The organism is Hymenobacter nivis, from assembly GCF_003149515.1.
Classification (GTDB): Bacteria; Bacteroidota; Bacteroidia; order Cytophagales; family Hymenobacteraceae; genus Hymenobacter; species Hymenobacter nivis.
Genome location: NZ_CP029145.1, coordinates 2,067,766 through 2,092,526, shown reverse-complemented (window position 1 = coordinate 2,092,526; position 24,761 = coordinate 2,067,766). Strand labels below are relative to the sequence as shown.

The 24,761-nt window shown below is 64.7% G+C and carries 27 protein-coding genes; 9 read left to right on the top strand and 18 right to left on the bottom strand.

Features of this window, described 5'->3' with window-relative positions; translation table 11 throughout:
• Positions 1-5: 5 nt before the first annotated feature.
• The 7 genes from DDQ68_RS09180 to DDQ68_RS09150 form a co-directional block, all read right to left on the bottom strand.
• A complete protein-coding gene (locus DDQ68_RS09180; protein WP_109656030.1) occupies positions 6-842 on the bottom strand; it encodes a DUF4198 domain-containing protein in 837 nt (278 codons plus the stop codon).
• Positions 843-857: 15 nt separating this feature from the next.
• Complete coding sequence (locus DDQ68_RS09175) at positions 858-1,544, bottom strand: hypothetical protein (RefSeq protein ID WP_109656029.1); 687 nt, start codon at positions 1,542-1,544, stop codon at positions 858-860.
• A gap of 46 nt (positions 1,545-1,590) precedes the next feature.
• The gene (locus tag DDQ68_RS09170) at positions 1,591-3,435 is read right to left on the bottom strand and encodes a glycosyltransferase (RefSeq protein ID WP_109656028.1); all 1,845 of its coding nucleotides are present in this window, start codon (positions 3,433-3,435) and stop codon (positions 1,591-1,593) included.
• Between the two features lie 102 nt (positions 3,436-3,537).
• Positions 3,538-4,275, bottom strand: a complete 738-nt coding sequence (locus DDQ68_RS09165; protein WP_109656027.1) for a LytR/AlgR family response regulator transcription factor — start codon at positions 4,273-4,275, stop codon at positions 3,538-3,540.
• Between the two features lie 94 nt (positions 4,276-4,369).
• Positions 4,370-5,440, bottom strand: coding sequence for a sensor histidine kinase (locus DDQ68_RS09160; RefSeq protein ID WP_109656026.1), 1,071 nt, complete (start codon positions 5,438-5,440; stop codon positions 4,370-4,372).
• A complete protein-coding gene (locus tag DDQ68_RS09155) occupies positions 5,437-5,859 on the bottom strand; it encodes a hypothetical protein (RefSeq protein WP_162549980.1) in 423 nt (140 codons plus the stop codon). Before DDQ68_RS09155 ends, DDQ68_RS09160 begins: the two co-directional genes overlap by 4 nt.
• A 63-nt stretch (positions 5,860-5,922) precedes the next feature.
• Complete coding sequence (locus DDQ68_RS09150) at positions 5,923-6,153, bottom strand: hypothetical protein (RefSeq protein ID WP_109656024.1); 231 nt, start codon at positions 6,151-6,153, stop codon at positions 5,923-5,925.
• Between the two features lie 250 nt (positions 6,154-6,403).
• Between DDQ68_RS09150 and DDQ68_RS09145 the strand changes: the two genes are divergently transcribed.
• The gene (locus DDQ68_RS09145; protein WP_162549979.1) at positions 6,404-7,288 is read left to right on the top strand and encodes a DUF5694 domain-containing protein; all 885 of its coding nucleotides are present in this window, start codon (positions 6,404-6,406) and stop codon (positions 7,286-7,288) included.
• Positions 7,289-7,385: 97 nt separating this feature from the next.
• The gene (locus DDQ68_RS09140) at positions 7,386-8,018 is read left to right on the top strand and encodes a nitroreductase family protein (protein ID WP_109656022.1); all 633 of its coding nucleotides are present in this window, start codon (positions 7,386-7,388) and stop codon (positions 8,016-8,018) included.
• A gap of 162 nt (positions 8,019-8,180) precedes the next feature.
• Here the strand turns inward: DDQ68_RS09140 and DDQ68_RS09135 are convergent, their stop codons facing one another.
• Together DDQ68_RS09135 and DDQ68_RS09130 are read right to left on the bottom strand one after the other, a co-directional pair.
• Entirely contained in the window at positions 8,181-9,107 is a 927-nt protein-coding gene (locus DDQ68_RS09135; RefSeq protein WP_109656021.1) for a YitT family protein, read from the bottom strand.
• A 77-nt stretch (positions 9,108-9,184) separates the two neighbouring features.
• Entirely contained in the window at positions 9,185-10,987 is a 1,803-nt protein-coding gene (locus DDQ68_RS09130) for an alpha-amylase family glycosyl hydrolase (protein ID WP_245897390.1), read from the bottom strand.
• A 288-nt stretch (positions 10,988-11,275) separates the two neighbouring features.
• On the opposite strand from DDQ68_RS09130, the gene DDQ68_RS09125 reads away from it, so the two are divergent.
• A complete protein-coding gene (locus tag DDQ68_RS09125; RefSeq protein WP_109656020.1) occupies positions 11,276-11,683 on the top strand; it encodes a DUF6960 family protein in 408 nt (135 codons plus the stop codon).
• Positions 11,684-11,836: 153 nt separating this feature from the next.
• Here the strand turns inward: DDQ68_RS09125 and DDQ68_RS09120 are convergent, their stop codons facing one another.
• Positions 11,837-13,501, bottom strand: coding sequence for a M1 family metallopeptidase (locus DDQ68_RS09120; RefSeq protein WP_109656019.1), 1,665 nt, complete (start codon positions 13,499-13,501; stop codon positions 11,837-11,839).
• A gap of 403 nt (positions 13,502-13,904) precedes the next feature.
• On the opposite strand from DDQ68_RS09120, the gene DDQ68_RS09115 reads away from it, so the two are divergent.
• A complete protein-coding gene (locus DDQ68_RS09115; RefSeq protein ID WP_109656018.1) occupies positions 13,905-14,387 on the top strand; it encodes a hypothetical protein in 483 nt (160 codons plus the stop codon).
• A gap of 780 nt (positions 14,388-15,167) precedes the next feature.
• Here the strand turns inward: DDQ68_RS09115 and DDQ68_RS09110 are convergent.
• Genes DDQ68_RS09110 through DDQ68_RS09095 form a run of 4 tightly spaced genes read right to left on the bottom strand, consistent with a single transcriptional unit; the run spans position 15,168 to position 17,870 of the window.
• On the bottom strand, positions 15,168-15,467 hold the full coding sequence (locus DDQ68_RS09110; RefSeq protein WP_162549978.1) for a type IIL restriction-modification enzyme MmeI: 300 nt from the start codon (positions 15,465-15,467) through the stop codon (positions 15,168-15,170).
• 51 nt (positions 15,468-15,518) lie between these two features.
• Positions 15,519-16,070 carry a DUF4276 family protein gene (locus DDQ68_RS09105; RefSeq protein ID WP_109656016.1) on the bottom strand — a complete coding sequence of 184 codons (552 nt, stop codon included), beginning with the start codon at positions 16,068-16,070 and terminating at the stop codon, positions 15,519-15,521.
• Positions 16,071-16,073: 3 nt separating this feature from the next.
• Entirely contained in the window at positions 16,074-17,255 is a 1,182-nt protein-coding gene (locus tag DDQ68_RS09100; RefSeq protein WP_162549977.1) for an AAA family ATPase, read from the bottom strand.
• A gap of 51 nt (positions 17,256-17,306) precedes the next feature.
• Positions 17,307-17,870, bottom strand: coding sequence for a type IIL restriction-modification enzyme MmeI (locus tag DDQ68_RS09095; RefSeq protein WP_211320256.1), 564 nt, complete (start codon positions 17,868-17,870; stop codon positions 17,307-17,309).
• A gap of 72 nt (positions 17,871-17,942) precedes the next feature.
• Here DDQ68_RS09095 and DDQ68_RS09090 point away from each other — a divergent pair, with 72 nt between their 5' ends.
• Positions 17,943-18,449, top strand: coding sequence for a DUF2721 domain-containing protein (locus DDQ68_RS09090; RefSeq protein ID WP_109656014.1), 507 nt, complete (start codon positions 17,943-17,945; stop codon positions 18,447-18,449).
• A 168-nt stretch (positions 18,450-18,617) separates the two neighbouring features.
• Complete coding sequence (locus DDQ68_RS09085) at positions 18,618-18,953, top strand: ASCH/PUA domain-containing protein (RefSeq protein ID WP_109656013.1); 336 nt, start codon at positions 18,618-18,620, stop codon at positions 18,951-18,953.
• A 548-nt stretch (positions 18,954-19,501) separates the two neighbouring features.
• Here the strand turns inward: DDQ68_RS09085 and DDQ68_RS09080 are convergent.
• On the bottom strand, positions 19,502-19,915 hold the full coding sequence (locus DDQ68_RS09080) for a hypothetical protein (RefSeq protein WP_162549976.1): 414 nt from the start codon (positions 19,913-19,915) through the stop codon (positions 19,502-19,504).
• A 218-nt stretch (positions 19,916-20,133) separates the two neighbouring features.
• Between DDQ68_RS09080 and DDQ68_RS09075 the strand changes: the two genes are divergently transcribed.
• Positions 20,134-20,379 carry a hypothetical protein gene (locus DDQ68_RS09075; RefSeq protein ID WP_109656011.1) on the top strand — a complete coding sequence of 82 codons (246 nt, stop codon included), beginning with the start codon at positions 20,134-20,136 and terminating at the stop codon, positions 20,377-20,379.
• A 13-nt stretch (positions 20,380-20,392) separates the two neighbouring features.
• Here DDQ68_RS09075 and DDQ68_RS09070 read toward each other — a convergent pair whose 3' ends face one another.
• Both DDQ68_RS09070 and DDQ68_RS22750 read right to left on the bottom strand, forming a co-directional pair.
• A complete protein-coding gene (locus DDQ68_RS09070; RefSeq protein ID WP_109656010.1) occupies positions 20,393-20,851 on the bottom strand; it encodes a hypothetical protein in 459 nt (152 codons plus the stop codon).
• Positions 20,852-20,867: 16 nt separating this feature from the next.
• A complete protein-coding gene (locus DDQ68_RS22750) occupies positions 20,868-21,005 on the bottom strand; it encodes a hypothetical protein (protein WP_162549975.1) in 138 nt (45 codons plus the stop codon).
• Between the two features lie 771 nt (positions 21,006-21,776).
• Between DDQ68_RS22750 and DDQ68_RS09065 the strand changes: the two genes are divergently transcribed.
• Together DDQ68_RS09065 and DDQ68_RS09060 are read left to right on the top strand one after the other, a co-directional pair.
• The gene (locus DDQ68_RS09065; protein ID WP_162549974.1) at positions 21,777-22,025 is read left to right on the top strand and encodes a BLUF domain-containing protein; all 249 of its coding nucleotides are present in this window, start codon (positions 21,777-21,779) and stop codon (positions 22,023-22,025) included.
• Positions 22,026-22,122: 97 nt separating this feature from the next.
• Positions 22,123-23,652 (top strand): glycosyltransferase family 39 protein, encoded by a 1,530-nt coding sequence (locus DDQ68_RS09060; RefSeq protein ID WP_109656008.1) that lies wholly within the window; start codon positions 22,123-22,125, stop codon positions 23,650-23,652.
• A 231-nt stretch (positions 23,653-23,883) separates the two neighbouring features.
• Here the strand turns inward: DDQ68_RS09060 and DDQ68_RS09055 are convergent, their stop codons facing one another.
• Positions 23,884-24,402 (bottom strand): 2'-5' RNA ligase family protein, encoded by a 519-nt coding sequence (locus tag DDQ68_RS09055; protein ID WP_109656007.1) that lies wholly within the window; start codon positions 24,400-24,402, stop codon positions 23,884-23,886.
• Positions 24,403-24,761 lie beyond the last annotated feature (359 nt).

Sequence of the window (24,761 nt, the reverse complement as noted above, 5' to 3'; positions counted from 1 at the left end):
TGTCTCTACCGGACCACCGGCCCGGCAAACGCCAGCGACGCCCAAGTGCTGAGCCAGTCGGCGCGCGCGCGCAGCGCCATGGGCGCCTCGGCTGCGTCGACGGCGGCCACCAGGTAGGGCCCCGGCCCAGACAGGCGTAACAGCAAGCGGCCGTTTTGGTTGGCGTGGGTAGTGAAATGCTTGGTAGGCAGGCCATCCGGTTGCGTCTCCCACACCTGCACCAGCGCCCCCCGCGCCGGCTGCCCGGCCCGCAGCACCCGCACGGTGAGGGCTGCACCGGGCGCCAGGCGGTACGGGTTCTGCTCGGGCACCAACTCAAAGGGCAGGCCTAGCACGCGGCGGTAGGCGGTGTCGGCGGCTGGGGCCCCCACCTGCACCAGTGCTTTGGCGCAGCGGCGGTAGGCCTCGCGGCCGGGCTGGGCCTGCTGGCCGCGCTCCTGGCGGCGGCGTAGGGGCAGCTCCAGGCCTTCCTCGCGCAGGTAGGCGGTGAACTGCGCGGCGGGCAACTCAATGAAGGCCAGGTTGCTGCGTAGTACCACCAGGTGCGTGCCAGGCCGGGCAAACGCCACGGCGGTGCGGAACGTGTCGGCCGGGGCCCCACCGGGCGCGGGCGCCAGGTTGGTGGAGTCGGCCGGGGCGGGGCCGTAGCGCGCAAAAGCCAAAATTTTGCTGGCCCGGTTGCCCCACGGGGCCCCCTGGAAGTGCTCGCCCACCAGCGGTCGCACGTTCACGGTGTCGCCCGGCGCGAGGCGGAAGCGGGCGGGCTGAAGCCAGAACTCGTGGGCCAGGCCGGCGCTGGCCAGCGCGAGGAGTGGGGCGAGAGCAAAAAAGCGTTTGGACATTATGCTAAAGCAGTATTAACCCACGGTTGCTACCGCTGCGGCTATTTTCCCATTCAATTCATCCGCCAATCGGTTGTTCATGTCTTGCTTGGCCGCCTGGCGCTTCTTGCTTTTTCCGTGAACCATCAGCAGCGCTGCGATGAAAAAGAGCGGCAAAGAGAAGATGGCGTACAGGCATATTTTAGTAATCAACTCCCGCGAACCGGGTAGCTGCTTGTACAGGTAAAGCCCGCCTGATATGGTGATAAGGCACAAGGCCAGCCATATCGCCAGCGGAATAAGAAACGAATACCCGGTCTTAATCTCCTTCAGGGAGGCTAAATCCGTTGAGTCAGGAGCCGTCATGGCTCGCCAGGTCGCATCATCCAACACGTTGTAGACCGTGCCAGTGTCGTGGTTGCACAGGCGAACGTAGTGGCCGCTGGTGCTATCGCCGCGAAAGGCGGCAATCAGAGTGATGACGTTACCGTTTCGCAACGCAATGCCATCGAGCGGAAAGTAAACGTGTTCTTCCCGGCCATCTGGTAAGCGGTAGAAAATGTCGTGGCGAGTGGTATTGTACGATTTTACCGTCGCTGCTTCTACCCGCCCGCCGTTGGGCCCCACGTAGCCGCCGCCACCTTCGCTGTAAACGTGCGACTGCGTGTGCTTCTGCGAGTCCAACACGGTGCCCGTGTACGTCTCCAGCCTGAAATTATTCATGGTGGTGCTGTGCTAATGCCGAGCCGTAGATAGATTCGTCGGGGCCCTATTGCCGCTCCAGGGCCAGGGCGTAGGCCCGGTCGTAGTACACGCGCAGGTTTTTCCAGTCGAACAGCCCGGCGTGGCTCTCCACGTTGTTGCGCTGCTGGATGCGTTCGCGGCGCGAGAGGAGCACAAACTGCCACATCATCTCGGTCAACTCCTCGGCTGATTCATCGAAGGTGCGCTCCTGGCGGTGCACCACAAAAATGCCCTTTTGCTCGGGTTCGGGCACGTTCTGCAGGGCGTAGTCGCCGAAGCCCGAGAGGTCGCTCGTAACGGCGGGCACGCCGCGGGCCACGCACTCCAGCGGCGTGTAGCCCCAGGGCTCGTAGTAGCTCGGGAACACGCCCAGGTGGGTGCCGCGCACAAACTGCCCGTACTCCATGCCAAACAGGGGCGAGGTCGTGGACACAAAATCCGGGTGGTACACGATTTTTACCCGGTCGTGCTGGTGGTTCAGCAGGTTGGAGCGGCGCAGGAAGTTGAGGATGTCGTCCTGGGCATCGTCAACCAGGTTGTGGGTGATGACGGGGGGCAGGGCGTTCGATTTCCAGCTTTGCAGCGTGCGGCGGTAGCGCAGCTTCCAGTAGTCGTCCACCATGTCGCCCAATTCGGGCAGGCGCTGGTCGGAGCTGGCGGCGGCGGCGTAGAAGAGCCGTTCGCCCACCTGCTCCTCGATGGCGCGGCAGGTCTGGCGCACTTCCTCCAGCACGGCGCGGCGCTCCAGCACCTGCGGGTTGATGCTGGTGAAGGGCCGCTTGGTGATGAAAAACATGACCACCTGCACGTCGATGCCGCTCTGCTGGAGGCGGTAGTTGAGGCGGGCCAGGGCCTCCAGCGTTAGGTCGAAGCCCTTGTTGTGGTACTCGTAGCGGCCCGAGGTGAAGAAGTACAGCGTCTTGTCCAGCTCGAAGGAATACGAGTGGAAAAAGTGGGCCATCACGAACTCGTGAATCTTTGCCTTGTAGAGCTGATGCAGATTCTGGAACTCGTGCCCAGCCACGAAGCGCTCGATGTTCAGGCCGTTGGGCAGCACCGCGTCGGGGATGCGGTCGAGCAGGTAAATGCACTCGCGCACCGTCAGCTCGCTCACCGTGGTGAAGACGTGGCTGCCGTGGGCGGCGGCGCGCTCCATGGTCACGGCCGGCTCGATATTGAAGTGGCGGCTCTCGGCCTGCCAGTCCACGCGCATCAGGTGGTCGTAGAAGTCGGGGTCGTTCATGGCCAGGTAGCGGCCCAGCAGCGTGGCGTGCGTCGTGAACACGAGGTGGGCCGGGGTGCCATCGCGCCGCAGGTCGGGGATGGCCACGCCAGTCATCCACTCGTGGAAGTGCACCAGCAGGCTTTTTTCGCCCTTGAGGGCGGCCACGGTTTGGATGAACAGCTTCGAGAGGGCCCCGAAGGCCACCACCTGGTGCAGCAGGTCGTCGTGGTCGGGCATCGGGATGCCGTGGCGCTCCCACAAATCGCGCTTGATGTCGCCCAGGCGGTTGTAGGCCTGAAACGGGTTGATGAGCACCACCCGCGGGCGGCCCGTCACGAGCCAGGTGCCGAAGCAAATGTCGTAGCCCTCGGCCCGCAGCGTGCGCACGGCCACGGCGTAGGGATCGTCCATCAGGTCGAGCTGGTTGTCGTCGAAGTTCTCGAACTCGCCCTGCGCCATGTGGGCGAAGTAGGGGCCCAGCAGGCAGTAGCGGTTACCCCAGGCGGGCATGGTAGCCGGCACCTTGGACCGGATAACGGTGTAGATGCCGCCCACCTGGTTGCACACTTCCCAGGCGGCTTCAATCAGTAGCGAGTCGGGCAGCAGCAGGGCATCGGCGGCGGGGGGAGTGGAAGAGTAGGGCATAGCGGGTGAAATTGGGCAAAAACAGCGGCGGCGAAAGGTAAGCTGGCCCAGCCGCCGCCGCTACGCCCGCCCCAACTATTTTTGGTACGGCCCAGCCGGCGCTTACGGTTGGGTTTGGGCCCGAATTAATTGGAATAAACCTTCGCGGTACGTCTCGCCCAGCGGAATAGCCGCCTCGCCGATGTACACCGTGTGGCCGTCCACGAGCCGGATTTTGTCCAGCGCCACCACGAACGACTTGTGCACCCGCAGAAACGCCGGCTGCGGCAGCTGCTGGGCCAAGTCCTTCAGCGTCTGGTAGGTAACGATGCGCTGGCCCGGCACTACGATGGATACGTAGTTCTTTAGCGCCTCCACGTACAGGATGTCGGCGTAGCTCAGCCGCAGGAATTTGTTCTTGCTCTCGCCCTTCACAAATAAATAATCAGCTGCCGGGGCCCCCACCACCGGCGGCGGGGCCGGGGCCGGGGCCGGCACGGCCGCCGCGGGGGCCCCCGCCTGGGCTTTCTGCACGGCGCGCAGGAAGCGGTCGAAGGCCACGGGCTTGAGCAGGTAGTCCACCACGTCGTGCTCGTAGCCCTCCAGCGCGTACTCGGGGTAGGCGGTGGTGAGGACGACCCGGCACTGCCGCCCGCAGACTTTCAGGAACTGCAGGCCCGTCAGCTCCGGCATCTGGATGTCGAGAAACACCAAATCGACCCGGCCTTCCTGCACCCATTGCAGGGCTTCGAGCGGGTTATTGGTAGTGCCCACCAGCGTCAGCGCCGGCACTTTCTGGATGTAGGCGGCCAGCAGCCGGGTGGCGGCGGGCTCGTCGTCGACGGCGATGCAGCGGAGCATTTTCGGGGGAAAGTTGGGGGCGGGCTGCCGGCTTTTTCGCCGGCTGCCCGCCAATCGTTGTGGCGGATTGCGGTGGCCCTGGGGGCCCTGGCGATTACCGGGCAGCCGGCGAAAAAGCCGGCAGCCCGGGTTGAGCCGGCCCCAAATCTAGCTCCAGGCGGGTGTAGTGCTCGGTGCCGTCGTCGCGGACTTCCAGCGTATGGCGGCCGGGGTAGAGCAGGGCCAGGCGGCGGCGCAGGTTGGCCAGGCCGATGCCGGTGGTGGCGTCGCGCGGGTGGGGCCCCACGCGGTTGCGTACTTCGAAGCACAGGCAGCCGGGCGCGGGCAGGGCCAGGCAGATGTCCACGGGCTGGTCGGGGCGGTGGAGGACGCCGTGCTTGAGGGCGTTTTCGACGAACGGGATGAGCAGGAGGGAGGCCACCCGCTGCCCGCCCACGGCCGCCGGCTGCCGGAAATTCACAAAAAACTGGTCCTCGAAGCGCAGGCGGTGCAGGGCCAGGTAATTCTCTAAATAGGCCACCTCCTTGTGCAGCTCCACGCGGCCGTCGGGGCCCTCGTGCAGCATGTAGCGCATGAGGTCGGAGAGGCGCAGTACCGCCCCGGCCAGCGGCTCCGATACGGCGTAGGCCTCGGCGTAGAGGTAGTTGAGGGTGTTGTAGAGGAAGTGCGGATTGATTTGGGTTTTGAGGAAGGCCAGCTCGGCCTGGGTTTTTTCCTGCGTCAGGAGCTGGGTGGCCTGGTCTTTTTCGCGCCGGAAAACCTCCTCAATTTTCCAGGCGATGGCCGCCAATATCACGATGGGCGGGCTCAGGTACACATCGTCGATGGCGAAAGCACGCCAGGAGCTACCCAGGTCGTAGTTGTGGAAGCCGAACGCAGCTGGTGCCAGCACTTCTTCCAGCAGGTAGCGCATACCGCCGAACACCAGCGGCGTGGCCAGCAGGCCCAGCAGCAATTGGGGGCCCCGGCCCGGCCGCCAGTAGCGTGGGTACACCAGTAGGAAGCAGTAGTAGAACAGGACTATCTCTGTGAGCCACAGCGTGCCGGTGAACAGCAAGTGTTTGGGCAGCTGAGTGGTGTGGTTGAGCAGGACGCCCACCTCGTCGTGGGTAATCAGCAAGCCCCAGCCTAGGGCGTGGTAGCGGGCAATCCGGGGGCGGTTCATGGCTTAAAAGTAGTTGGCGGGGGGGGCGGAGTGGCAATGGGCTGCCCCAGGGCGAACAAGTACCGGTAGGTGAGGGCCAGCGCCGCGCCCACGGCCGCCGTCCAGCACGTGATGAGCAGGGGCGCGCCCAGCAGGCCACCGGTAGCCAGGAAGCCGCTGGCCAGCAGCGAGTTTAGGGCCCCTAGCAGCATCGCCGCCGCGAAGGGAAACGGCAGCAGGAAAAACGCCAGAAACACCCACGGCCGCCCAGCGCCGCCCAGGCCCGCACCAGCGGCGGCACCGTGGCCAGCAGCACCAGCGCGCCCCCCCAGGGCCCAGGCCCTGTGGTAGGGTAAAAACTTGCTCAGGGCATACACCTCGTCGTTGCCGCCCATGAAAACCGCCCCCAGAATGCGCGCAAACGGCAGGTTGGCCATCACCAGCGCGAAGCACAGCTACTGCCGCGCCACGGGCTGGCGCGGGCCCAGCAGCTAGTACCCCACTCACCTTACCGCAAACATGAACGCCGGCCCGGCCAGCGTGGCGGCCAGGTTGGTGTAGGGGTGGCCGGTGGCGCAGGTACTGCACAGGCTCCACACGTTGAAGTCGCGGGGGCCCCAGCAGCCGCACAGCAGCCGGCCCAGGCCGGTATGTACCAGCTCGTGGGCCTCGGCCAATACAAATAGCAGGGGCCCAAACGCCAGTAGCGTGCGCCAGGTGAGAACGATTTTCATGAGCAGAGGGAACGGGAAACGAGGATAGAAAAGGGCCGGTGGGGCCCCGGTCGACAAAGTTGCCGCCGGGGTGGCCCCCCGGAAAAAATATTATCCCAACCCCGCCAAACAGCGGACGACCCGGCCGCAGGGGCCTCGGGAGGCGTTGGCGGCCTTTTAGCGGGGGTTGGGATAATAAACTTTCGGCCGGCTGGGGGCCCCGCCACCTTTGTCCCATCGTCGTCCACCAACCCCCTTTCACCGCGCTGCCATGACTGCTTTCCGCTCATTTGCCCGTTTCCTGTTGTCGCTCGCCCTGCTGGGGCCCGCCGCCGTGGCCACCGCCCAACCCAAGCCGGCGGCGCCCGCCAAAATCAAGGTGTACCTGGTGGGCACGTTCCACTTCGGCGGCTCCGAAACCGACGTGCATAAGGGCACCAAAACCGACGTGCGCACGCCCCAAATGCAGCGCGAACTGGACGAGCTGGTGGGCAAACTTGCCAAGACGCGGGCCGATAAGGTGTTCATTGAGTTCAAGTTGCCGGACCAGCCGTTTGCGGACAGCACCTACGCCCTGTACCGCCGGGGCCAGCTCAAGGCCAGCAACAACGAGGTGTACCAGCTCGCCTACCGCCTGGCCCACAAGCTGAACCGGCCCCGGGTGTACTGCGCCGACGCCGACGGCGTGTTCGACTACCCCGCCGCCCAGGCCTACGCCCAGCAGCACGGCCAGGAGCAAATCCTGAACAACGCCTTCATCACGCCGCCGCAGGACAGCCTGGGTCGCCTCATCAGCGCCCGCACGGGGCCCCGCCAAACCCCCAACGACATCGAGCAGGCCCCCGACAAAACGCTGCTGGCCCGCTTCATCCGCGAAAATAGCGAGGCCGCTGAGCGCGCCCAAATGGACGCCTACCTGCTCGACGTAGCCCGCATCGGGGGCGGTAGCAGCTACGCGGGGGCCGACCTGGCGGGCGAGTTCTTCAAGCGCAACGTGCGCATCTATACTAACTTGCTGCGGCAGGTGGACTTGCAGCACGACCGGGCCATTGTGCTCGTCATCGGGCAGGGGCACGTGGCGTTTTTGAAGGATATTCTCAAGTACAACTCCCTGTTTGAGGTGGCCGACGTGGTACCGCTGCTGCAAGCCAAGTAGGGCCCCGGCGGGCCAGGCCCAACATTAGCAGCCGGCCGCGGTTGCGGAACCCGGCGCGGATGGTCCGCGCCGGGTTTTTATGCATTAGCTTATTCTCATGGCCGCCGATATTACCAACGTCCTCACTCTCGAACACGAAATACTGCCCGTGCTGGCTCAGCGGCGCAGCCCCCGCGCCTACGCCGACCAGCCCGTACCGGCCGACGTGCTGCACCAGGTTTTTGCCGCCGCCTCGTCGGCCTCGTCGTGCTTTGGCGAGCAGCCGTGGCGCTTCTTGGTGGGCACCCGCGCCGGTTCGGCCGAGGCCTACGATAAAATCCTGGCCAGCCTGGCCGAGTTCAACCAACCCTGGGCCAAAGCTGCCCCGGTGCTGGTGGTGAGCATCGCCAAAACGCACTTTTCGCACGATAGCAACCCCAACGCCTGGGCTACGCACGACGTGGGCCAGGCCGTGGCCACGCTCGCCATCCAGGGCGCCGCGCTGGGCCTGCAAATTCACCAAATGGCGGGCTTCTCGGTCGATAAAGTACGCGCTTCGTTCGGCGTGCCGGAGGGCTACGCGCCGGTGGCCGTGTTCACCCTCGGCTACCCCGGCGACCCCGCCGGCCTGCCCGACGCCCTGCGCGACCGCGAGCTGGCCCCCCGCGTGCGCAAGCCGCTGGCCGAGTTTGTGTTCGAAGGCGGCTGGCCCCAGCCGGAAGGTGAACGGTACGACCAAGCCCCGGTGTAATTTCTGCAAATAGCGAACATGAGGCCGTCATGCTGGGTACAGCGAAGCGTCTCTACTGCTCCACTAACCCAACCGATTGGTTTGCTGCTGCGGAAGAGATGCTTTGCTGTGCTCAGCATGACGGCCTCACTATGCACACCAACCTGCCAACTCCAACTACCCTTAATGCAGGGCGCGCTGCTTGATGATGCCGCCCTGGGCGTCGTCGATGCGGTATTGCACGATGAAGGCGCGCGGGTCGATGTCCTTCACCTGGGCGCGCAAGCCGGGTAGTTCCAGGCGCGTAACGACTGTGAACACGATATCGCGCTCCTGGCCCATTTCGCCGCGCTCGCCGTAGCCGGCTTTGCCCTGGTACATGGTCACGCCGCGGCCCAGCTTCTCGGTGATGGCCTTGCGGATATCGTCGCTGAGCTCCGACACGATGGTGACGCCCGTGTACTGCTCGATGCCGTTGAGTACGAACTCCAGCACCCGCGCCGCGGCGAAGTAGGTGAGCATGGAGTACAGTGCCGCCTCGGTGCCGAGCACGGCCACCGCCCCGCTGAAAATGACGAGGTTGAGAATCAAAATTAAGTCGCTGACCTTGAGCAGGCTCACGTGGCGGCTCACGAGCAGGGCGGCAATTTCGGTGCCGTCGAGCACGGCCCCGCCGCGCATGGCCAGCCCAATACCCGCCCCGATGAACACGCCCCCGAATACGGCCGTGAGCAGGTGGTCGTGCGTGACGTCGGGAAACGGCACCAGGGCCAGTACCAGGGCTAGGCCCCCGATACCGATGGCGCTGCGCAAGGCAAATTTTTTGCCCAGTTGATTCAAGCCCAAGGCGATGAAGGGCAGGTTGAACACCAGAATCAGCACCGACAACGGCAAGCGCAGCACCGTGGCTAGCAGCATGGAAATGCCGGTTACGCCGCCGTCGATGAAGTGGCTTGACAGCAAAAATCCTTTCAGGCCAAAGGCCGCCGAGGCCACACCAGCCACGATGAAGGCGGCGTTCTTAAGTTCTGAATTGGGGGCGTTGACGGTGGCCGCGATGCCGGTGAGGGGCAGCGGTGCCACCGCTTCGGAGGCGGGATTTTCGTCCATAACAGAGGTAAAAAACGAAACCCCAGAAAACCGGGGTTTCGGGTAAAGCTAAGCCATTAGGGGTTGGCGCTGGGGCCCTACTGGGCCAGCACCGCCACGCCGTAGGGCGCCAGGGCCACGCTGCCGTGCCAGCCCAGGCCGTCGTATTTGCCGGCTTCGGCCGTGGCGCTGAGGCAGCCGAAATTACCAAACGAGCCGTCGTAGCCCTGCCAGTCCGAGTTGAAGCGGCACGGCCAGTCGCCGCCGGCGGGCAGGCCGATGCGGTAGGCCTCGTGGGTGCGGTCGGCGAAGTTGGCGATGACCACCACCGTGTCGCCGGGGCCCCCGGCGCCGTCGGCCCAGCGGGCGAAGGCGATGACTTTGTCCTCGTTATTAAGGTGCAAGATGCGGGTGTGCTGGCCGCCCAGGCCGCGGGTATGGCCGTCGAGGTTGCGGCGCAGCCGAATCAGGTCGCGGTACAGTTGCACGATGCCCTTGAATTCCTCGGCGCGGCCCCATTGCAAGGGCTCATTGTCGTTGAACGAGCTGTGGGCCAAAAACTCCTGGCCCTGGAACAACATGGGTAGGCCCGGGGCCGTGAGCACAATGGCGGCCCCCAGCACGGCGCGCTTCTTGGGGAACCACGAATCGGCGGCGCCGGGTATGATCTCCTCCGGGATGCGGCTCTTGCCGTTGGCCACCTCGTCGTGGCTTTCGGTGTAAATCACGCGGTGGAAGGCGTCGCCGTTGTAGGTGTGGAGGATGGCACCGGCCACGGCGTGCATGTCGCGGTCGGCATCGTTGGGCGTCGTGATGGCCTCGTGAATCGGGTACACAAAGGCCGAGTCCCACTGCGAGTCGAAGCCCTGGCCGCCCTTGGCCACGGGGGCCGTAATGCCGTCGTTGCCGCGCATGTCCTCGGCAATGGTGATTTTCCAGGGCATGTGGGCCCGGATTTCCGCGTTAATCCAGCTCATCAGGCTCCAGCCCTCGGGTAGGTCGGTCTCGGGGTTTTCCTCGCCCTCCACGTTGCGGACGAAGGCAATGGCGTCGGCCCGCAGGCCGTCCACGCGGTAGTCTTCCAGCCACATCAGGGCGTTGTCGCGGATGTACTGGCGCACCTCGGGCCGGCCGTAGTCGGGGCGGTTGTCGCCCCAGGGCGTTTTGGCGCGCCAGTCGCTGTAGAAATAAATGCCGCCGCCGCCGTTCTCGCTCCAGCCATCGAACTGCCACAAATCGAGGTCGCCGGGCCCGAAGTGGTTGTACACCACGTCGAGCACCACGGCGATGCCGTGCTGGTGGGCCGCCTTCACCATCGCCTTGAACGCCAGGGGCCCCCCGTAGTCGCTTTCGAGCGCAAACGGATTGGCCGGGTTGTAGCCCCACGAGCGCGCGCCCGGAAACTCCGTCGCCGGCAGCAGCTCGATGCAGTTGATGCCCAGGTCGCGCAGGTAGGGCAGCTTGTCCACCACGCTCATGAACGTACCCACCCGGTCGGCGTCGGGAGCGTTGAAGGTGCCCACGTGCAGCTCGTAAATCACGAGGTCGTTCCAGGCCGGCATCTGGAAATTGTCGTCTTCCCAGTCAAACGCTGGGTCGAACACCACCGAGTTGCCGGCCGAGTTGGTCACCTCACGGGCGTAGGGGTCGTTGCGGCGGAAGGTCTGGTCGCCGTTGGTAATCTCAAACTTGTACTCGGCGCCGGGCCGGGCCCCGGCCACGTCGGTGGCCCAGTAGCCGTTGGCTTCGCGCTGGAGGGCGTTGGCCTGCCCTTTCCAATCATTAAAAGTACCCACCACGGCCACCGAATCGGCGTGGGGGGCCCACACCCGGAACGTGGTGCCGCCGTCGTAGGGCAGGGCCCCCATGCCGCCGTGCGTGCTGGGGGCCGCGGGCGCCATGGCAGCCGCTTGGGAAGTAGTAGAAACGGGTTTTTTGCTGGGCTTAGCTGAGTGGGTAAGCGGAACATTCGCGGACATAATACAGAGAAGCCTGGGGCCCCGCGGCGCAGCCGAAAAGCGGCCGGTGGCGGGCGGGGCGCTGGCAATACGAACCGGATTAAGGTTTGGTTAAGCCGGCCGGGGCCCCGGGCCGGGCCGCCGCCCCGTTCTTTGCGGGTGCGCAAACCGCCGCCGGGCCCCGCGGGTTGCCTGTGCATTACGCCCTTCCTACGTTCCTAACTACCCGTCATGGCCCGCCCCAAACCCCTTATTCACGGTCTATACGGCTGGACGCCGGCCTACGGCTTCCGCTACGTGCACCCCGCCAACCGCCGCGCCTTTGAGCTGCTGGAGCCGGTGGGCAAGCTCTTCGAAAAGGTCAGCGAAGACGAAGAAAACGAGTGGCTCACGCTACGCTACGACGAGCAGCAGTTCCTGGTGCGGCCCGAGCTGTTCCAGGAAATCCAGCGCAAGCCGCCCTTCAGCTTCGGCGACGAGGTGGAGGAAATAACGCCCGCCCCCAGCCAGTACCGCCGCTTCGGCCTGGTGGCCGACGTGTTCTGGAACGAGGCCACCGACCAGGCCACCTACCAAATCGTGGAGCGCAAGCGCAAGCTCCCCCGCGTGTACCAGGCCGACGAGCTACGGTTTGGGTGAGGGTAGGGGGGTAGGGGGGATTTATTAGGGCCTGTCCGAGTAGGGGTTGTTATTCCGACGAAGGAGGAATCTGAGGACTGTCCTTGCCTGGTTTTATCCAGATTCCTCCTTCGTCGGAATGATACCCCCCACGCCCGCCCACCCTCAAACCCACTACTCCACCAGCACGCCGATGTAGTAGTTGAACGTGTCCACTTCCACGTTTTCCAGGGTGGCGCCGGGCAGGGCCAGGGGCCCCCACTTGGTGGTGGGCGCGAGGAAGCGGTACTCGCCGCCCTTGGTGCGCACGCGCACCGGTAGGTCGAAGCCCGGCACGCTGGCCTGCCAGCGGCACATGGGCGGCTGGGTTTTGCTGAAGCGGATTTCCAGGATGGGCAGGGTGCGGTACTGCAAGTACTGAGCGAAAATCTTGGACAGGTCGCGGCCCGATTCTTTGCTGAGGTAGGCGATAACCTGGTCGCCGGTTACGGTTTGGTGGTAGAAGGTTTTGCCGAGGCCGCGCAGCATCTGGCGCCATTTCTCGTCGTCGTTCACCACGGTGCGCACCATGTTCAGCAGGTTACTGCCCTTGTCGTACATGTCGCTGGAGCCCTCCTTGTTCACGCCGTAGGGCCCCACGATGGGCGCGTCGTTCTGGATGTTCAGGCGCTGCCCGTGGATGTAGGCCTGGCCGGCGGGCTTGCCGTACTGGCTCTCCACAAACAGGGCCTCCGAGTAGGTGGTGAAGCCCTCGTGCACCCACATGTCGGCAATGTCCTGGCTGGTGATGTTGTTGCCGAACCACTCGTGGCCGCTCTCGTGCACGATGATGAAGTCCCAGCCCGCGCCCCAGCCCGTACCCGAGCGGTCGCGCCCGAGGTAGCCGTTCAGGTACTTGTTGCCGTAGGCCACGGCGCTCTGGTGCTCCATGCCCAGGTGCGGGGCGTCCACCAGCTTGTAGCCGTCCTCGTAAAACGGGTAGGGCCCGAACCAGTGCTCCATGCTCTTGAGCATCGGCTTCACGTTGGCCGCGAAGTGGGTTTTGGCCTTGGCCAGGTTCTCGGGCAGCACCCAGTAGTCGAGCGTCAGGGGCCCCTTCTCGCCCTGGTACACGTCGCTGAAATGCGCGAAATGACCCACGTTCAGGGCCACGTCGTAGTTATTGATGGGGTTGCGCACGGCCCAGTCGAAGCGCGTGTAGCCGTCCTTCAGGTCCGTCACGCGGCGCAGGCGGCCGTTCGACACGTCCTGCAAGCCCGTAGGCACGCGGATGCTGATGAGCATCGAATCCACCTCGTCGGCCTGCTGGTCCTTGGTGGGCCACCAGATGCTGGCGCCCACGCCCTGGCAGGCGCTGGCTACCCACGGGGCCCCCTGCGCGTCCTTACTAAACACCAGGCCGCCGTCCCAGGGCGCCTTTTTGGCGACGGTGGGCTGGCCGCTGTACTGCACCACGAACTCGTCCTGGGCCCCCTTTTTGATGGCCCGCGGGAAGTTGACGAACACCGCGTTGGCCTCGCGGGTAAACGGCACCGGCTGGCCGTGGTACACCACCTTCTCCACCGCCAGGTTGGCAAACAGGTCGAATTGCAGGCGCGTGAAATCGCGCGTAGCCGCGAACCGAAACAAGTTGCTGCCGCTAACCGACTGCTTAGCCGGGTCGAGGCGCACGTCGAGGTGGTAGTATTTGATGTCGTAGCAGGTGCGCGCCGCCGGCTGGCCGCCGCGCAGCGTATCGGCCCGCGTGAGGGCCATCTTGGGCTGCATCAGCTGGGCGTTGGCGAGCTGCGCGGCCAGCAGTAGCAGTAGGAGGAGGAAGAACTCTTTTTTCAAGGTCATAGCAAAGAAATAAACGGCCGTAGGGGCGGGGCTTGCCCCCGCCCTCCGTTGCGCGGCGCGGAAAGGACGGGTGCGGGACTGAAAAACGGCGCAAAGTACCAGGCAAATGGCGCGAACGGGCGGGCGGGGGCAAGCCCCGCCCCTACACCCGCTGACGCCGAAACTGCGCACCACGAGGTAGGGGCGGGGCTTGCCTCCGCCCATCGCTGCCCGGAATCGGTGGCTTGGCGCGAACGGCCGGGCGGGAGCACGCCCCGCCCCTACCCCGCCGGCTCCGAAACTACGCCAGGAGGGGTTGGGGTTCCCCCCTGGGGCCCCGGGTTTGCGCCCGGCGGTGCATCTTGCGGACGGCCGGCGGGTGCGCCGCCGCGACCGTATTTTTCTTCCCCTATTTTCCTATTTTATGCCCAATAACTTCCATTCCGACCTGCCACCCGCTGTTTTGGCCGCCGTGCAGCAGCACCTCGACGCCATTAAGGCGGCCCTGGCGCCCTACCTCGTTTCCCTCACCCCCGACGAGCGCCGCACCATGCTGCGCATGGCCGACAAAACGGTGGCCTTCGTGCAAAAAACCAGCGACTACGCCGCCAACAACCCGGCCTTCGTGCCCGGCTTCGTGGACCTGGCCGAATTGCAGCAGGACGTGGCCGGGGTGCAGGCCCTCACGCCCCTGCGCCAGCAGTTCGAGCAGCTCGCCCTCGACGCCGACAGCACCGTGATGGTGGCCGGCTCCGAAGCCTACGCCAACTCGCTCATCATCTACGGCAACATCAAGTTCCTGGCCCGCAACAAGCAGCCCGGGGCCCAAGCCGCCTACGACGACCTGAGCCAGCGCTTCCCCGGCAGCGCCAACGCCGGGCGCAAGCCGGCCGCCGCCACCGCCTAGCGCGGTTTCCGGGCCGGTGCGCTCGGTATGGTAGAACGGCGTGGCGCGCCGTTTGGCGTTCGCCCGGCAATGGCGTGCCACGCCGTTCTACAGGCCGTCCGCCCTCGCTGCGCACTGACTTGGAGCCCGCGCCAGCCGGCCCCAATTGACCTAAAAAGGCCCGATTTCGGAGGAAATTTTCCCGAAATCGGGCCTTTTTGGGTCCGAATCGGTCCAACGCGGGCCGATTGCGGGCAGCGGCGGCCCACAATCGGCTCGCATTGGACCGATTTTGAACCAGCGCGGGCCGAAATCGGGCCGGCCGGCCCCGAAATCGATCCTTCGGGGGTCGAAATCAGGGGTCGAACCCCCGATTTCGGGGGGCGGCGGCGGCGGCCGGGGCGGCGCGCCCGGGGCCCCGCCCGCCCCGGCCCCCGCGCCAAAAAGAAGCGGGGGCGCCCGGCTACTTGCGGCAGCGGTTTAGGAAATCCGAAAATTCAACCTTGCCCGGCCGGCGGCGCGAAGCGGCGCGCTGCCGAAGCAGCGCCACTGTTCCCCTACGCCGGCCTACTGCTGCGGAAGCGCTGCTCCGGCTGCGCGCCGCGCCGCGCCGCCGGGCGGGCCGAGGGCTGCCTGAGCCGCTTCTTTCGCAAGGCTGGGCGGGAAATTGTTCGGCGCCGACGCGCCTTTTTGGGGCGGGGGCCGGGCCCGCGGGGGGCGCGGGGGGCCCCGCCCGCGCTTGGGTGCGCGCCGGGGGCCCCGGGCGGGGTGCCCCGGCCGCCGGGGCCCGGCCGCCGCGCCCTACGCTGCCCGGCCCCGCGGGCGCTTGGCCGGGGGGCCCGCAGCGGGCAGCAGCGGCGCTTGCAGCTGCCGGTAGGCCTGAAACAAAAACTCCAGCCGGCTCAGCTCGGTGGGGAAGGCCGCGGGGCGGTAGCAGGCATCCACGGCGCGGTCGAGGGCGGCGTGGGCGCGCACCAGGGCCGGGGGCATCGTGAGCGGGTCGTAGAGGGTGGCCAGGCTTTCGGCGGGGAACGCGGCCCGGGCCCCCAGCACCGCCTGCGCGGCGGCTTCCACGCCGACCGTTTGCCTGGGGGTAGGCACGGGCGGTGTTCGTCAGTATCTACCTGGGTTCTTCGGCGTTTAAGGCCAACTTTAAAGGGCTGCTGCGAGGCGCGCTACGTCGGGGAAAGCACGCTGCAAGTCTGGCAGGCGCAGCAGTGCCAATAGCCGGGCCCCGTGCGCAGTTTTGTGGTACGTCCCTTTTTTTGGATGGTCCCGCGTGCAGCGGGCCAACTCACGGTCGGGGTGCGACACGCGGGTAGGCGGTGCCCCGGGTAGGGCATGGGGCAACTTGGGGGCATAAAACTCGTGCAGCACACCGGGCTGCGCCAAAAACCAAGCCTCCATTTTCTGCACCATGAAAAACACCTGCTCGCGGTATCGTACCAGCTCTTGCGCTGCTAGCCACGCTTCGCGGGCTTCTTCCGGGCCATCCAAATCAACCAGCAGCAATACACGTTGGAAGAGGGAATTGGCCTTGTTAACCTCCAACCGAAACTTCCGAACGGCCCCGGCCGTGTCGTCTGACATAATAATTTGCGGCATGGGGCGGCCGGCTTGCGCCAGCAGTTTGCCAAAGCCGTTGCGCAGGTCACCGTTGTTGGTATTCTGGCTGCCTTCCACAAAAAGTACGCACTTTGCCATTGGTTAATAGCGGTTACCGCCCAGGGCCCCATCGCGCCACATTTGGCCCGGCGCAAATTCCTCGTACCATCCTGCAAAATCGGCTTCGGTGAATTGCCGCACCTGCGTTTGGTTGTATTCGTCTTTTTCAAAGACGCGCACCGCCCGTAGTGGGAATTGGTTAAGTAAGCCCGGGGCGTGCGTGGTCAGAATTATTTGTCTCCTTTTGCTTGCTTTCTCTAATTGTTTCCCCAATTCCACCAGCATGTCCGGGTGGAGGTTGCGTTCGGGTTCGTCAAAAACGGTGACACGGCCTCGTTCTGGCTGGTACAGCGCCACCAGCAGACAGAGGTAGCACAGCGTGCCGTCCGACACCTGCGCGGCGTGGATGGGCGTATCCAATCCCTTTTCCTGCAAGTAGAATTCCACGCTGCCTTGTCCATACACATTCATCCGAAAGCGCTGGAATTGCTCGTTTACGTCCTGAAGCCCGGCTTCGATGGCGTCGTAATCTGGCGCCGATTTAAGGCTTGTGACGTTGAGTACCTGGAATACATTGTCTCCGTTAGGAAGCAGCTTGTCGATGCCCGTGGCCCGAACGGCCGTGCGCATAGGAGCCTCTTCAATGGTGTTGAATGCTTTGTAAACGTCTAAGCCGCCCAAGTGAAAGCGAATAAACGATGACTCTCCGAACGCTTCTTCAAAAGCTAGCGTCGGCACCAGCAACTCTTTACCATTGCCCAGTTTACGACGGGTTATGCCAGTGCGTTCTACTATTGCTATTGCCGATGCGAATATGCTGCCACCGAGGGAATCAAAATACCGCTGTCCGTCCGGCCGTTCCACTACCTCGTCCACCGTAAAATCGTTAGCGTTTCCTAAGAGGACGATGCGGTAAACGATATCGTCTTCGTAACCGTCTTTCCAAGGCCCTATGACATCGACCGATAATGTGAAAGCCACTTCTATCTGGCGGTGAATGATTGGTCGAACCAGATTCTTTGGGTGTATCGAATTTAGGCCGCCCCACTGGGCAACTTGCTCTTGCAGCCGGCCATTTATCCCCGCCTTTAGCAGTTGAAAAGCACGTAATAAATTGCTTTTGCCACTGCCATTAACACCGACCAGCACATTCAAGTCCGGCTCCAATTCAATGGTGCAATCGCCGAAACTGAAGAAATTAACGAGGCGAACGGATTTAATCATTACAAAAGGCATTAGCCGGCCACGCGGCCTGTTGCGAAGATACAAGCCCAGCTATGGTAGCTGAAGCACCTCCAGCTTGTGGCCGTGGTAGCCGTTGTCGAGCAGGGCGTCGTGCAGGGCCCCCATCAGCTCGGCCGCCTTGATGTTGGCGGGGTCCTCGGGGCGGTACTCGCGCTTCTGGTACCCGGTGAGGAAGGCGAACAAGTGCAGGTGCTCGTGCAGCTGCGCCAGCCCAAATTCGTGCTCCGTGCCTTCGTCGAGGTCGTAGAGCCGGAAGCGGGCGAAGTCGCTCACGAGGATGTACTTGGGCAGCTCGTGGTCCTTCAGGCCGGGGAAGTAGTCGCGGGCCTGCTGCCCGGCGCGGTCGAGGTCGCGGCCGCGGCTCTTGTGCTCCACCAGCAGGGTGCCCTTCCAGAGCAGGTCGATGAAGCCCTGCTTGCCGTCGGCCTTCTTGATGGGCACCTCGAAGGAGGCCACGCGCCGGCGCTTCACGTCGAAGACGTGGAAAAAGTCAATCCAGAACGACTGGGCATCGGCCCGCTCATCGGTCGAATCCTGCCATTCCTGGGCAAAACGGATGGCGCGGTCTTTTAATTCGGAAAGGGAAAGGGGCATGGGGGGCGCGGGGAGGGGCAGAAAGGGCGCGGAAGATAGGGGCCCCGGCCGGCCGGGGCGTTACTTCGCGCCATGCCGCACCCCACTGTTTGTCTGCGCGACGTGCCCGGGGCCCTCGCGGCGCGCTCGGCGATGGTCACGCCCGCCATCCTGGTATCGGCCTGCGGGGCCCTGGTGCTCACCACCTCGCAGCGCCTGAGCCGCAGCCTGGAGCGGGTGCGGGCCGTGGCCGCCGCCCTGAAGCCCCTGCGCGCCGCCGCCGCCGGGGCCCCGCCCGATGCCGACGAGCACGGCTACTTCACGCAGCAGCCGGGGTTTTCGGCCCGGCGCACCCGGCCCTTGCAGCGGGCCCTGGCCAGCCTTTACGGGGCGCTGGGTATCTTTGTGGGCAGCATCGTGGTCATCGGGGCCATCGAGGCGCTGGCCCTCACGGCGGCCTGGCTGCTGGTGCTGCTGGCCCTGGCCGGTAGTGGAATGTTCTTCTACGCCAGCGTGTTGTTGATCTGGGAATCGCGGGTAGCGCTGCGCGACGTGGGGGTGGAAACGGACTATTTGGTGCAGCACAACCCCCCGGCGTAGCCCGCATTTGGGGCCCATTTTTTGTACTTCCCGGGGATTCCCTGCCGGCCAATCGGGCCGGGGTGGCTGTATTGACGAGTGCCGTGCCCACGGCTTTTTGGGTACATTGCGGCTGCGGTGCGCGAAAAAAGAGGCGCTCCGCCTGTTATCTATTAATGCGTGATTGTTATGAGAATTGTTCCTTCGAACCACATCCAAGTCTCGGTTCCCGACGACTGCCAGCTCCACGAGCTGGACATCTGGTCTTCCTGCTACACCGCCATCGAAGCCGGTACCAAACCGTTTGACGTGCGCCTGAACGACCGCAACTTCCGGGCCGGCGACGCCCTGCTGCTGCGCGAGTTCGACCCCGAAACCGGGGCCCACAGCGGGCGCATTGCCCTGCGCTGGGCCAGCCACGTGCTGCAAGGCGGCGCCTTCGGCATTGAGGCCGGCTGGTGCGTGCTGGGCCTGGCCGAGCACCCGCCGCTGCCGGCCGGCATCAGCGACACGCGCCTCTGGTAGGCCCCCTGGTAAGCCGAGCCGCTGGCGCCCCTGCGCCACCGGCTCGTTTTTGGGCCCCGCGCTTTGCAATCGTTACCGGTTGCAAAGCGCGGGGCTTTTTTGTGGGCCGCGGGCGCGGCCAGGCAGCGGCTCCTGGCGCAATTTTCAAAGCGGTGTACAGTCAGGCCGGCGCATAGAACGGAGGGGCGCTCCGTTTCCATGCGAATGCCAAACGGAGCGCCCTCCCGTTTTATACTCGTCACGAAGTAGGGCGCGCGGCTTGTTCCCGCCCGTCGTTGCACGAAAGCCGACTGAACCGTTCAAGGACGGGCGGGGGCAAGCCCCGCACCCTACCTCGTTTTCGCATTCCACTTCGTGAGCAGCATAAAGCTATTTATACTGCTCACGAAGTGGAATGCGGGGCTTGTCCCCGCCCGTCGTTGCACGAAAGCCGACGGAACCGTTCAAGGACGGGCGGGGGCAAGCCCCGCACCCTACTTCATTTTCGCATTCCACTTCGTGAGCAGCATACACGCTGGGTACGCCGACTCTAAAAGCTGTGCAGGCGGTCAGGCCGGCTGGTCCAGCAGCCAGCCCACGGCCGCGCCTTCGTCGGCAAACACGCGGGCCTGGTAGGGGCGCTCGGGGGCCAGGGCGTAGGCCACGGGCGAAACCACGGCGGCGTCAGTGTGCATCTGCTCGATGCGGGCCGGCGAGCTGAACACGGCCAGCCGCAGCGGGCACGGGGCCAGCCGGGTCGCGGCTTCGGGGAAAAATTCGTCGGCGAGCCAGGCCGTTTCCACGACTTTGATGGGGCCGCCGCGGCGGGCGTCGAGCAGCCAATGCGCGCAGCCGTGCTGCTGAGCCTGGGCCAGCAGGTCCCGGTAAGAGGCCTGGGCTTCGGCCAGGGTAGTTTCGCGCAGCCAGCGCAGGAACAAAATGTGAAGGTCGGGCCGGTGGAGAATGGTGTAAGAAGGAGCCAAGGTGACGGGTACTGGAATGCAATAAGCAGTGAACGGGAAGTGAACGCGGATCGGGTAACAAGTGCTAAACCGCCAGGGCTTTGCGCGGCCGGGCCGGGCAAGCGAAAGGGGCCCCGGCGCGGCGAAAGGTAGCAACGGGCCGGCCATCCGCGAGCCCCGGCGGCGGCAACCCGCGCCGCTGCCCGATCTTTGCCGGGCCGCTGCCTCTCCCCGCCCGCATGACCTTCACCGATTTCAAAGCCCTGCACCAGCGCCGCCAGACCGCGCACCTGGCCCGCCATGGCCACCGCCTGGCCGAGCGCCAGGAGGACAGCTTCGACCTGATGCTGTTCGCGGTGGGCGATTTCTACGCCGAAACCTGGCGCAGCCGCGGCGACGACGCGGTACTCTTCATCCACGTGTTCCAAAAGTCCGCCGGCCTGGGCGAGTACCTGGCCCGGGTGCAGCTGCCGCAGGGCCTCTAGAGCCCCCGGGACCCTAGAGGCCCTGCTGGCCCGGCCGGTCCACGTCGGTGATCTGGCCCTTGTTCTGCATGGTGCGCAGGTCGAGCAGGGTTAGCGAAAACGATTCCTTGCTGTACTTGGCCGGGGCGTTGAGGTCGTCAATCGGGTGGCTGTTGTTGACTTGGTACTCGTTGGCCACCAGATCCACGAGGTTGCCCCCGGTGCTGACGACCTTGAGGAGCGAGTAGTTGGGGTCGCCCGCTTTTTCGTGCACCGTGCAAACGTCGCCGACGCGGGGTGCGGCCAGGTAGGCGGCGTTGTTCTTGTCGTCGCGCGCGCAGGCTATGCTGGCCCACGCCACGCCCAGCACCAGCAGGAAAACGCCGGTCCAGTGCCAAATGGGAGCCCGGAGTTGAGATTTGGCGCTTTTCACGGCCCCGCGCACGGCCCCGCGCACGGCCCCGCGCACGGCCCCGCGCACGGCGGCTGGCACGGCCAGGTCGTCCGTCCTACGTGCGCTGGCAGTGCGTGCATTGCGTCACGGCGGGCTTGCTGTGCGGAAACAGCGGCACCCAATACGAGTGGGCGTATTGGCTGAATAAACTGAGTTGCAGCGCTTCGGGGGTAGCGCAGGCCGGGCAGGCCATGCCGGGCAGCGGTGCCGTATGCAGGTGCGCGCCGTTGGTTCCGTAAATAACTGATGTTACGCACTGATTGCGCCTACGCTTCAGAAAGGGACTCCAGCTGCTTCAGCAAATGCCCTTCCTACGCAATCCGTCAAAGTGGTGCGTAACATCAGTAAATAATCATGCGGGTAGAAGTTGAACAGCGATAGATAAAAAGTTAGTAGGGTAAAAATAAAGGCGTTAGGCGCGCAAATCCGCGCCAGTTTCCATAAATAAAGAAGAATCTAGGAATAAATATGTTACGGGATGGAGGAAAGCGCCAGCGACCCCCATTTCCAATCGGCGGCGGGGCCCCAGCGCTGGGGCCAGCGGCCAACGGGGTGCGCAGCGCAACGCGTAGGCAGTGCCTGGTGGTACTGTTAGAGCGCCGTGGGCGCGGACTTCCTGCACTTAGCCGGGCCGCTGCTGGCGTGGGCGGCAGCGCCGGGGCCCCGGAAAAGCTGAACTAAAGAAAAATAACGGCCTGACTGGCACCTACTGAGTGCCTGTTTTCTGTTGAAAAGCATCAAAAGAATCGATAAATTAGTGTATTGGCTGAGCCACTCACTACCGCTTGGTATGTGCCTGCATCAATTAATCTACGTCAGCACCGCCGTCCAGCCCTTCAGTGATGATGTGCTGCGGGCGCTGTTGGCGTAGGCCTGGCCCCGCAACCAAGCCACCGGCCTAACGGGCCTGCTGCTGTACAGCGAGGGCCTGTTTTTGTAGCTGCTGGAAGGCGCAGAAGCCACGGTGCACGAGCTTTACTACGGCCCCATTGCCCGCGACCTACGCTACCGCCGCCTGCACGTGCTGGCCGACGGCCCACTCACCGCCCGCACCTTCCCCGGCTGGCACATGGGCTTTCTGCACACTTCCCCGGCCAGCGAGGTGGCCATCGATGGCTACCTTAACCCTGCCGGTGCCGGCTTCTTAGCCAGCCACGCCCCGGCTGCCTCCCCGGTGCTGCTGAACCTGCTGCACCAGTTTGTGCATCGCTAGGTCCGGGCCCGCCGCCATTAACCCCGGCGACCGGGCAAACCAACAAAGCTCGTTCGGTACGCCGTTGCAAAAGCCGTGGGGCCCCTACCTTGCCCGCATGAAAACGCGCTGGCTGCCCCTGCTGTTTGCCCTGGTCAAGTTTATCTCAGGCTACGTGCTGCTCAGCCCGTTGTACGAGTTGCAGCGCGATGAGTACCTGTACCTGGCCCACGGCCGGCACCTGGCCTGGGGCTACCTCGAAGTGCCGCCCCTGACGGCGGCCCAGGCCTGGCTGACCAACGCGGCGGGCGGCGATTTTTGGGCCGTGAAGTTCTGGCCGTTTCTGTGGGGCGCGGCCACCGTGTACCTGGTGGTGCGGCTGGCGCAGCGGCTGGGCGGTGGCTGGTTTGCGGGGGGCCTGGCCGGCACCTGCTACCTGGGCACGGCCTTCGCCCGGCTCAATTTGCTGTTTCAGCCCAACTCGTTCGAGGTATTTGGGTTCGTGTTCTGCCTTTACTGCCTGGCGCGCTACCTGCACACGGAGCGGCCCGGGGCCCTGTACGGGCTGGGCGTGGGCCTGGGGCTGGGGATGCTGAACAAGTACACGACGCTGTTTTTCGGGGCGGCGCTGGTGGGGGCCCTGCTGCTCACGCCCGCCCGCCGGCTGCTACGGAACCGCCACTTCTGGGGCGCGCTGGGGCTGGCGCTGCTGCTTTGGGGCCCCAACCTGGCCTGGCAGCTGGCCCACGGCTTGCCGGTGCGCCACCACATGCAGCTGCTGCACGATGGCCAGCTGGTGCACATCGGGGCCGGTACGTTCTGGAAAATGCAGCTGCTTATGTGCCTGGGAGCCGTGTGGGTGTGGGTGCCGGGGCTGGGGGCCCTGCTGGTGGGGCGCGCGTTTCGGGAGTACCGGGCGCTGGGCTGGGTACCGGTGCTGGGCGTGGGCCTACTGGCGGCCCTGCACGGCAAAGACTACTACGCCCTGGGCTACTACCCGGTGCTGTTCAGCTTCGGGGCGGTGTGGTGGGCGGCCCGGCTGCAAAACTCCCGCTGGAAAGCCGTGCTGCGGCCGGCGCTGGTGGCCCTGCCGCTGGTGCTGCTGGCGCGCATTTTCCCATTCATCTACCCCGTGGTGGGGCCCGCCGGGATGCTGGCCCTGCGCCCGCGCTACGCCGGCCTGGGCTTCTACCGCTGGGAAGACGGCCGCGACCACGCCCTGCCCCAGGACTACGCCGACATGCTGGGCTGGCGCGAATTGGCCGACAAAACCTGGGCCGCCTACCAGTCCCTGCCCGATTCGGTGCGCGCCCATACCCTCATCAAGTGCGCCAACTACGGCCAGGCCAGCGCCATCAACTACTACAACCGCCACCGCCCCATGCCTCCGGCCCAGAGCACCAACGGCAGCTTCCTGCTCTGGTGGCCCGCCCCGCAAACGTATCGCGCCGCCATCATCATCGATGACGAATTCCACCCCGAGCTCGCGTCGCACTTCGCCACTTACTACCGCGCCGGTACAGTTACTAACCCCTACGCCCGTGAGCACGGCACGCTCATCATCGTCGGCCGGGGGCCCGACGCGGCTGTACAGGCCCTGGCGCGCCGTGAGCAGCAAGCCGAGCTGGCCGCCTGGCAGGGCCAGTAGCGGCCTATTAGCGCAGTTTTCAGGTTCGTGTACGGCCCGGTCGGCTAGCCGCCGCTTATTTTCCCTGACGAGAATCGGCCGGCCGGCTGAAAAAGCCGGCGGACCGGCAGCGGCCAGACGATATACGGACCGGAAAGCTGCGCTAAGTTGTCAGTCGTTAGTTATCATTTGTTGACTGATTTATAAGTTGTTGACTAACAAATGAGAGCTCGTTCACTTTTGCACGGCTACTCAGCCCGCGAAGGCGAATTCGGCCCGCAGCTCCCAGGGCCCCCCGCGGTAGGCCCACAGCTTCAGGCCGGTGCCAGTGGCGGCGAAGGGCTGGAAATCGGCCTGCAAGCCGGCCAGCAGCTGGCAGGCCGCGGTGGGGTCCACCTTGTTTTGCACGGTGATGTGGGGCTGGAGCTTCTGCTGGTCCTGGGGCGTGAGGCGCGGGCCCCAGGCCGTTTGCAGGCGGCGGTGCAGGGCGCGCAGTTCGGCGTTTTCCAGGTTGAAGGCTACCCCGCGGCCCAACGAGCGCAGGCTGGCCACCTGCATCGGCAGGGCCCCCAGCGCGCGGCAAGCGTCGGCCAGCTCGGTTTTCAGCCGCGCCTCGTCCTCCCCCGGTAAGTGGTGGAACAGCGTAACGTGCGCGGCCAAGTAGTTGATTTTGGGCGGGAAGTGCTGGCGGCGCAGCTCGTCGAAATACGCTTGCGATTCAGCATCGAGGGCCAGGGTGAGGATGAGCGGGGCAGGGGCGGGAAGGGACATGAGGAGGGGGAAGGGAGTTTTGGGGAAAAGCAATGTTAAGGTGGTATTCAAAGGCCGTCATGCTGAGCGCAGCGAAGCATCTTTCTGGTGTTACTAATCATAGTTGCTGGTGCGGGAAAGATGCTTCGCTACGCTCAGCATAACGGCCTATTTTTTCTGAATTTTATTAATTAAGAGCCATTATACGGTGACCAAAAGGCCGTCATGCTGAGCCTGTCGAAGCATCTCTCCCGCGGCAGTAATCCATGATTTAGTCAGCGGGAGAGATGCTTCGGCTGCGCTCAGCATGACGACCTGATTTATTTACTTTTTCCCGATAAATACTTGTTTAATATACTGATATCCAACAAATAAAACAA

Excerpts from the sequence above, each read along its gene's own strand:
- DDQ68_RS09180 (WP_109656030.1), bottom strand. The coding sequence starts at position 842 with ATGTCCAAACGCTTTTTTGCTCTCGCCCCACTCCTCGCGCTGGCCAGC.
- DDQ68_RS09175 (WP_109656029.1), bottom strand. The coding sequence starts at position 1,544 with ATGAATAATTTCAGGCTGGAGACGTACACGGGCACCGTGTTGGACTCG.
- DDQ68_RS09170 (WP_109656028.1), bottom strand. The coding sequence starts at position 3,435 with ATGCCCTACTCTTCCACTCCCCCCGCCGCCGATGCCCTGCTGCTGCCC.
- DDQ68_RS09165 (WP_109656027.1), bottom strand. The coding sequence starts at position 4,275 with ATGCTCCGCTGCATCGCCGTCGACGACGAGCCCGCCGCCACCCGGCTG.
- DDQ68_RS09160 (WP_109656026.1), bottom strand. The coding sequence starts at position 5,440 with ATGAACCGCCCCCGGATTGCCCGCTACCACGCCCTAGGCTGGGGCTTG.
- DDQ68_RS09150 (WP_109656024.1), bottom strand. The coding sequence starts at position 6,153 with ATGAAAATCGTTCTCACCTGGCGCACGCTACTGGCGTTTGGGCCCCTG.
- DDQ68_RS09145 (WP_162549979.1), top strand. The coding sequence starts at position 6,404 with ATGACTGCTTTCCGCTCATTTGCCCGTTTCCTGTTGTCGCTCGCCCTG.
- DDQ68_RS09140 (WP_109656022.1), top strand. The coding sequence starts at position 7,386 with ATGGCCGCCGATATTACCAACGTCCTCACTCTCGAACACGAAATACTG.
- DDQ68_RS09135 (WP_109656021.1), bottom strand. The coding sequence starts at position 9,107 with ATGGACGAAAATCCCGCCTCCGAAGCGGTGGCACCGCTGCCCCTCACC.
- DDQ68_RS09130 (WP_245897390.1), bottom strand. The coding sequence starts at position 10,987 with ATGGCGCCCGCGGCCCCCAGCACGCACGGCGGCATGGGGGCCCTGCCC.
- DDQ68_RS09125 (WP_109656020.1), top strand. The coding sequence starts at position 11,276 with ATGGCCCGCCCCAAACCCCTTATTCACGGTCTATACGGCTGGACGCCG.
- DDQ68_RS09120 (WP_109656019.1), bottom strand. The coding sequence starts at position 13,501 with ATGACCTTGAAAAAAGAGTTCTTCCTCCTCCTACTGCTACTGCTGGCC.
- DDQ68_RS09115 (WP_109656018.1), top strand. The coding sequence starts at position 13,905 with ATGCCCAATAACTTCCATTCCGACCTGCCACCCGCTGTTTTGGCCGCC.
- DDQ68_RS09105 (WP_109656016.1), bottom strand. The coding sequence starts at position 16,070 with ATGGCAAAGTGCGTACTTTTTGTGGAAGGCAGCCAGAATACCAACAAC.
- DDQ68_RS09100 (WP_162549977.1), bottom strand. The coding sequence starts at position 17,255 with ATGATTAAATCCGTTCGCCTCGTTAATTTCTTCAGTTTCGGCGATTGC.
- DDQ68_RS09095 (WP_211320256.1), bottom strand. The coding sequence starts at position 17,870 with ATGCCCCTTTCCCTTTCCGAATTAAAAGACCGCGCCATCCGTTTTGCC.
- DDQ68_RS09090 (WP_109656014.1), top strand. The coding sequence starts at position 17,943 with ATGCCGCACCCCACTGTTTGTCTGCGCGACGTGCCCGGGGCCCTCGCG.
- DDQ68_RS09085 (WP_109656013.1), top strand. The coding sequence starts at position 18,618 with ATGAGAATTGTTCCTTCGAACCACATCCAAGTCTCGGTTCCCGACGAC.
- DDQ68_RS09075 (WP_109656011.1), top strand. The coding sequence starts at position 20,134 with ATGACCTTCACCGATTTCAAAGCCCTGCACCAGCGCCGCCAGACCGCG.
- DDQ68_RS22750 (WP_162549975.1), bottom strand. The coding sequence starts at position 21,005 with ATGGCCTGCCCGGCCTGCGCTACCCCCGAAGCGCTGCAACTCAGTTTA.
- DDQ68_RS09060 (WP_109656008.1), top strand. The coding sequence starts at position 22,123 with ATGAAAACGCGCTGGCTGCCCCTGCTGTTTGCCCTGGTCAAGTTTATC.
- DDQ68_RS09055 (WP_109656007.1), bottom strand. The coding sequence starts at position 24,402 with ATGTCCCTTCCCGCCCCTGCCCCGCTCATCCTCACCCTGGCCCTCGAT.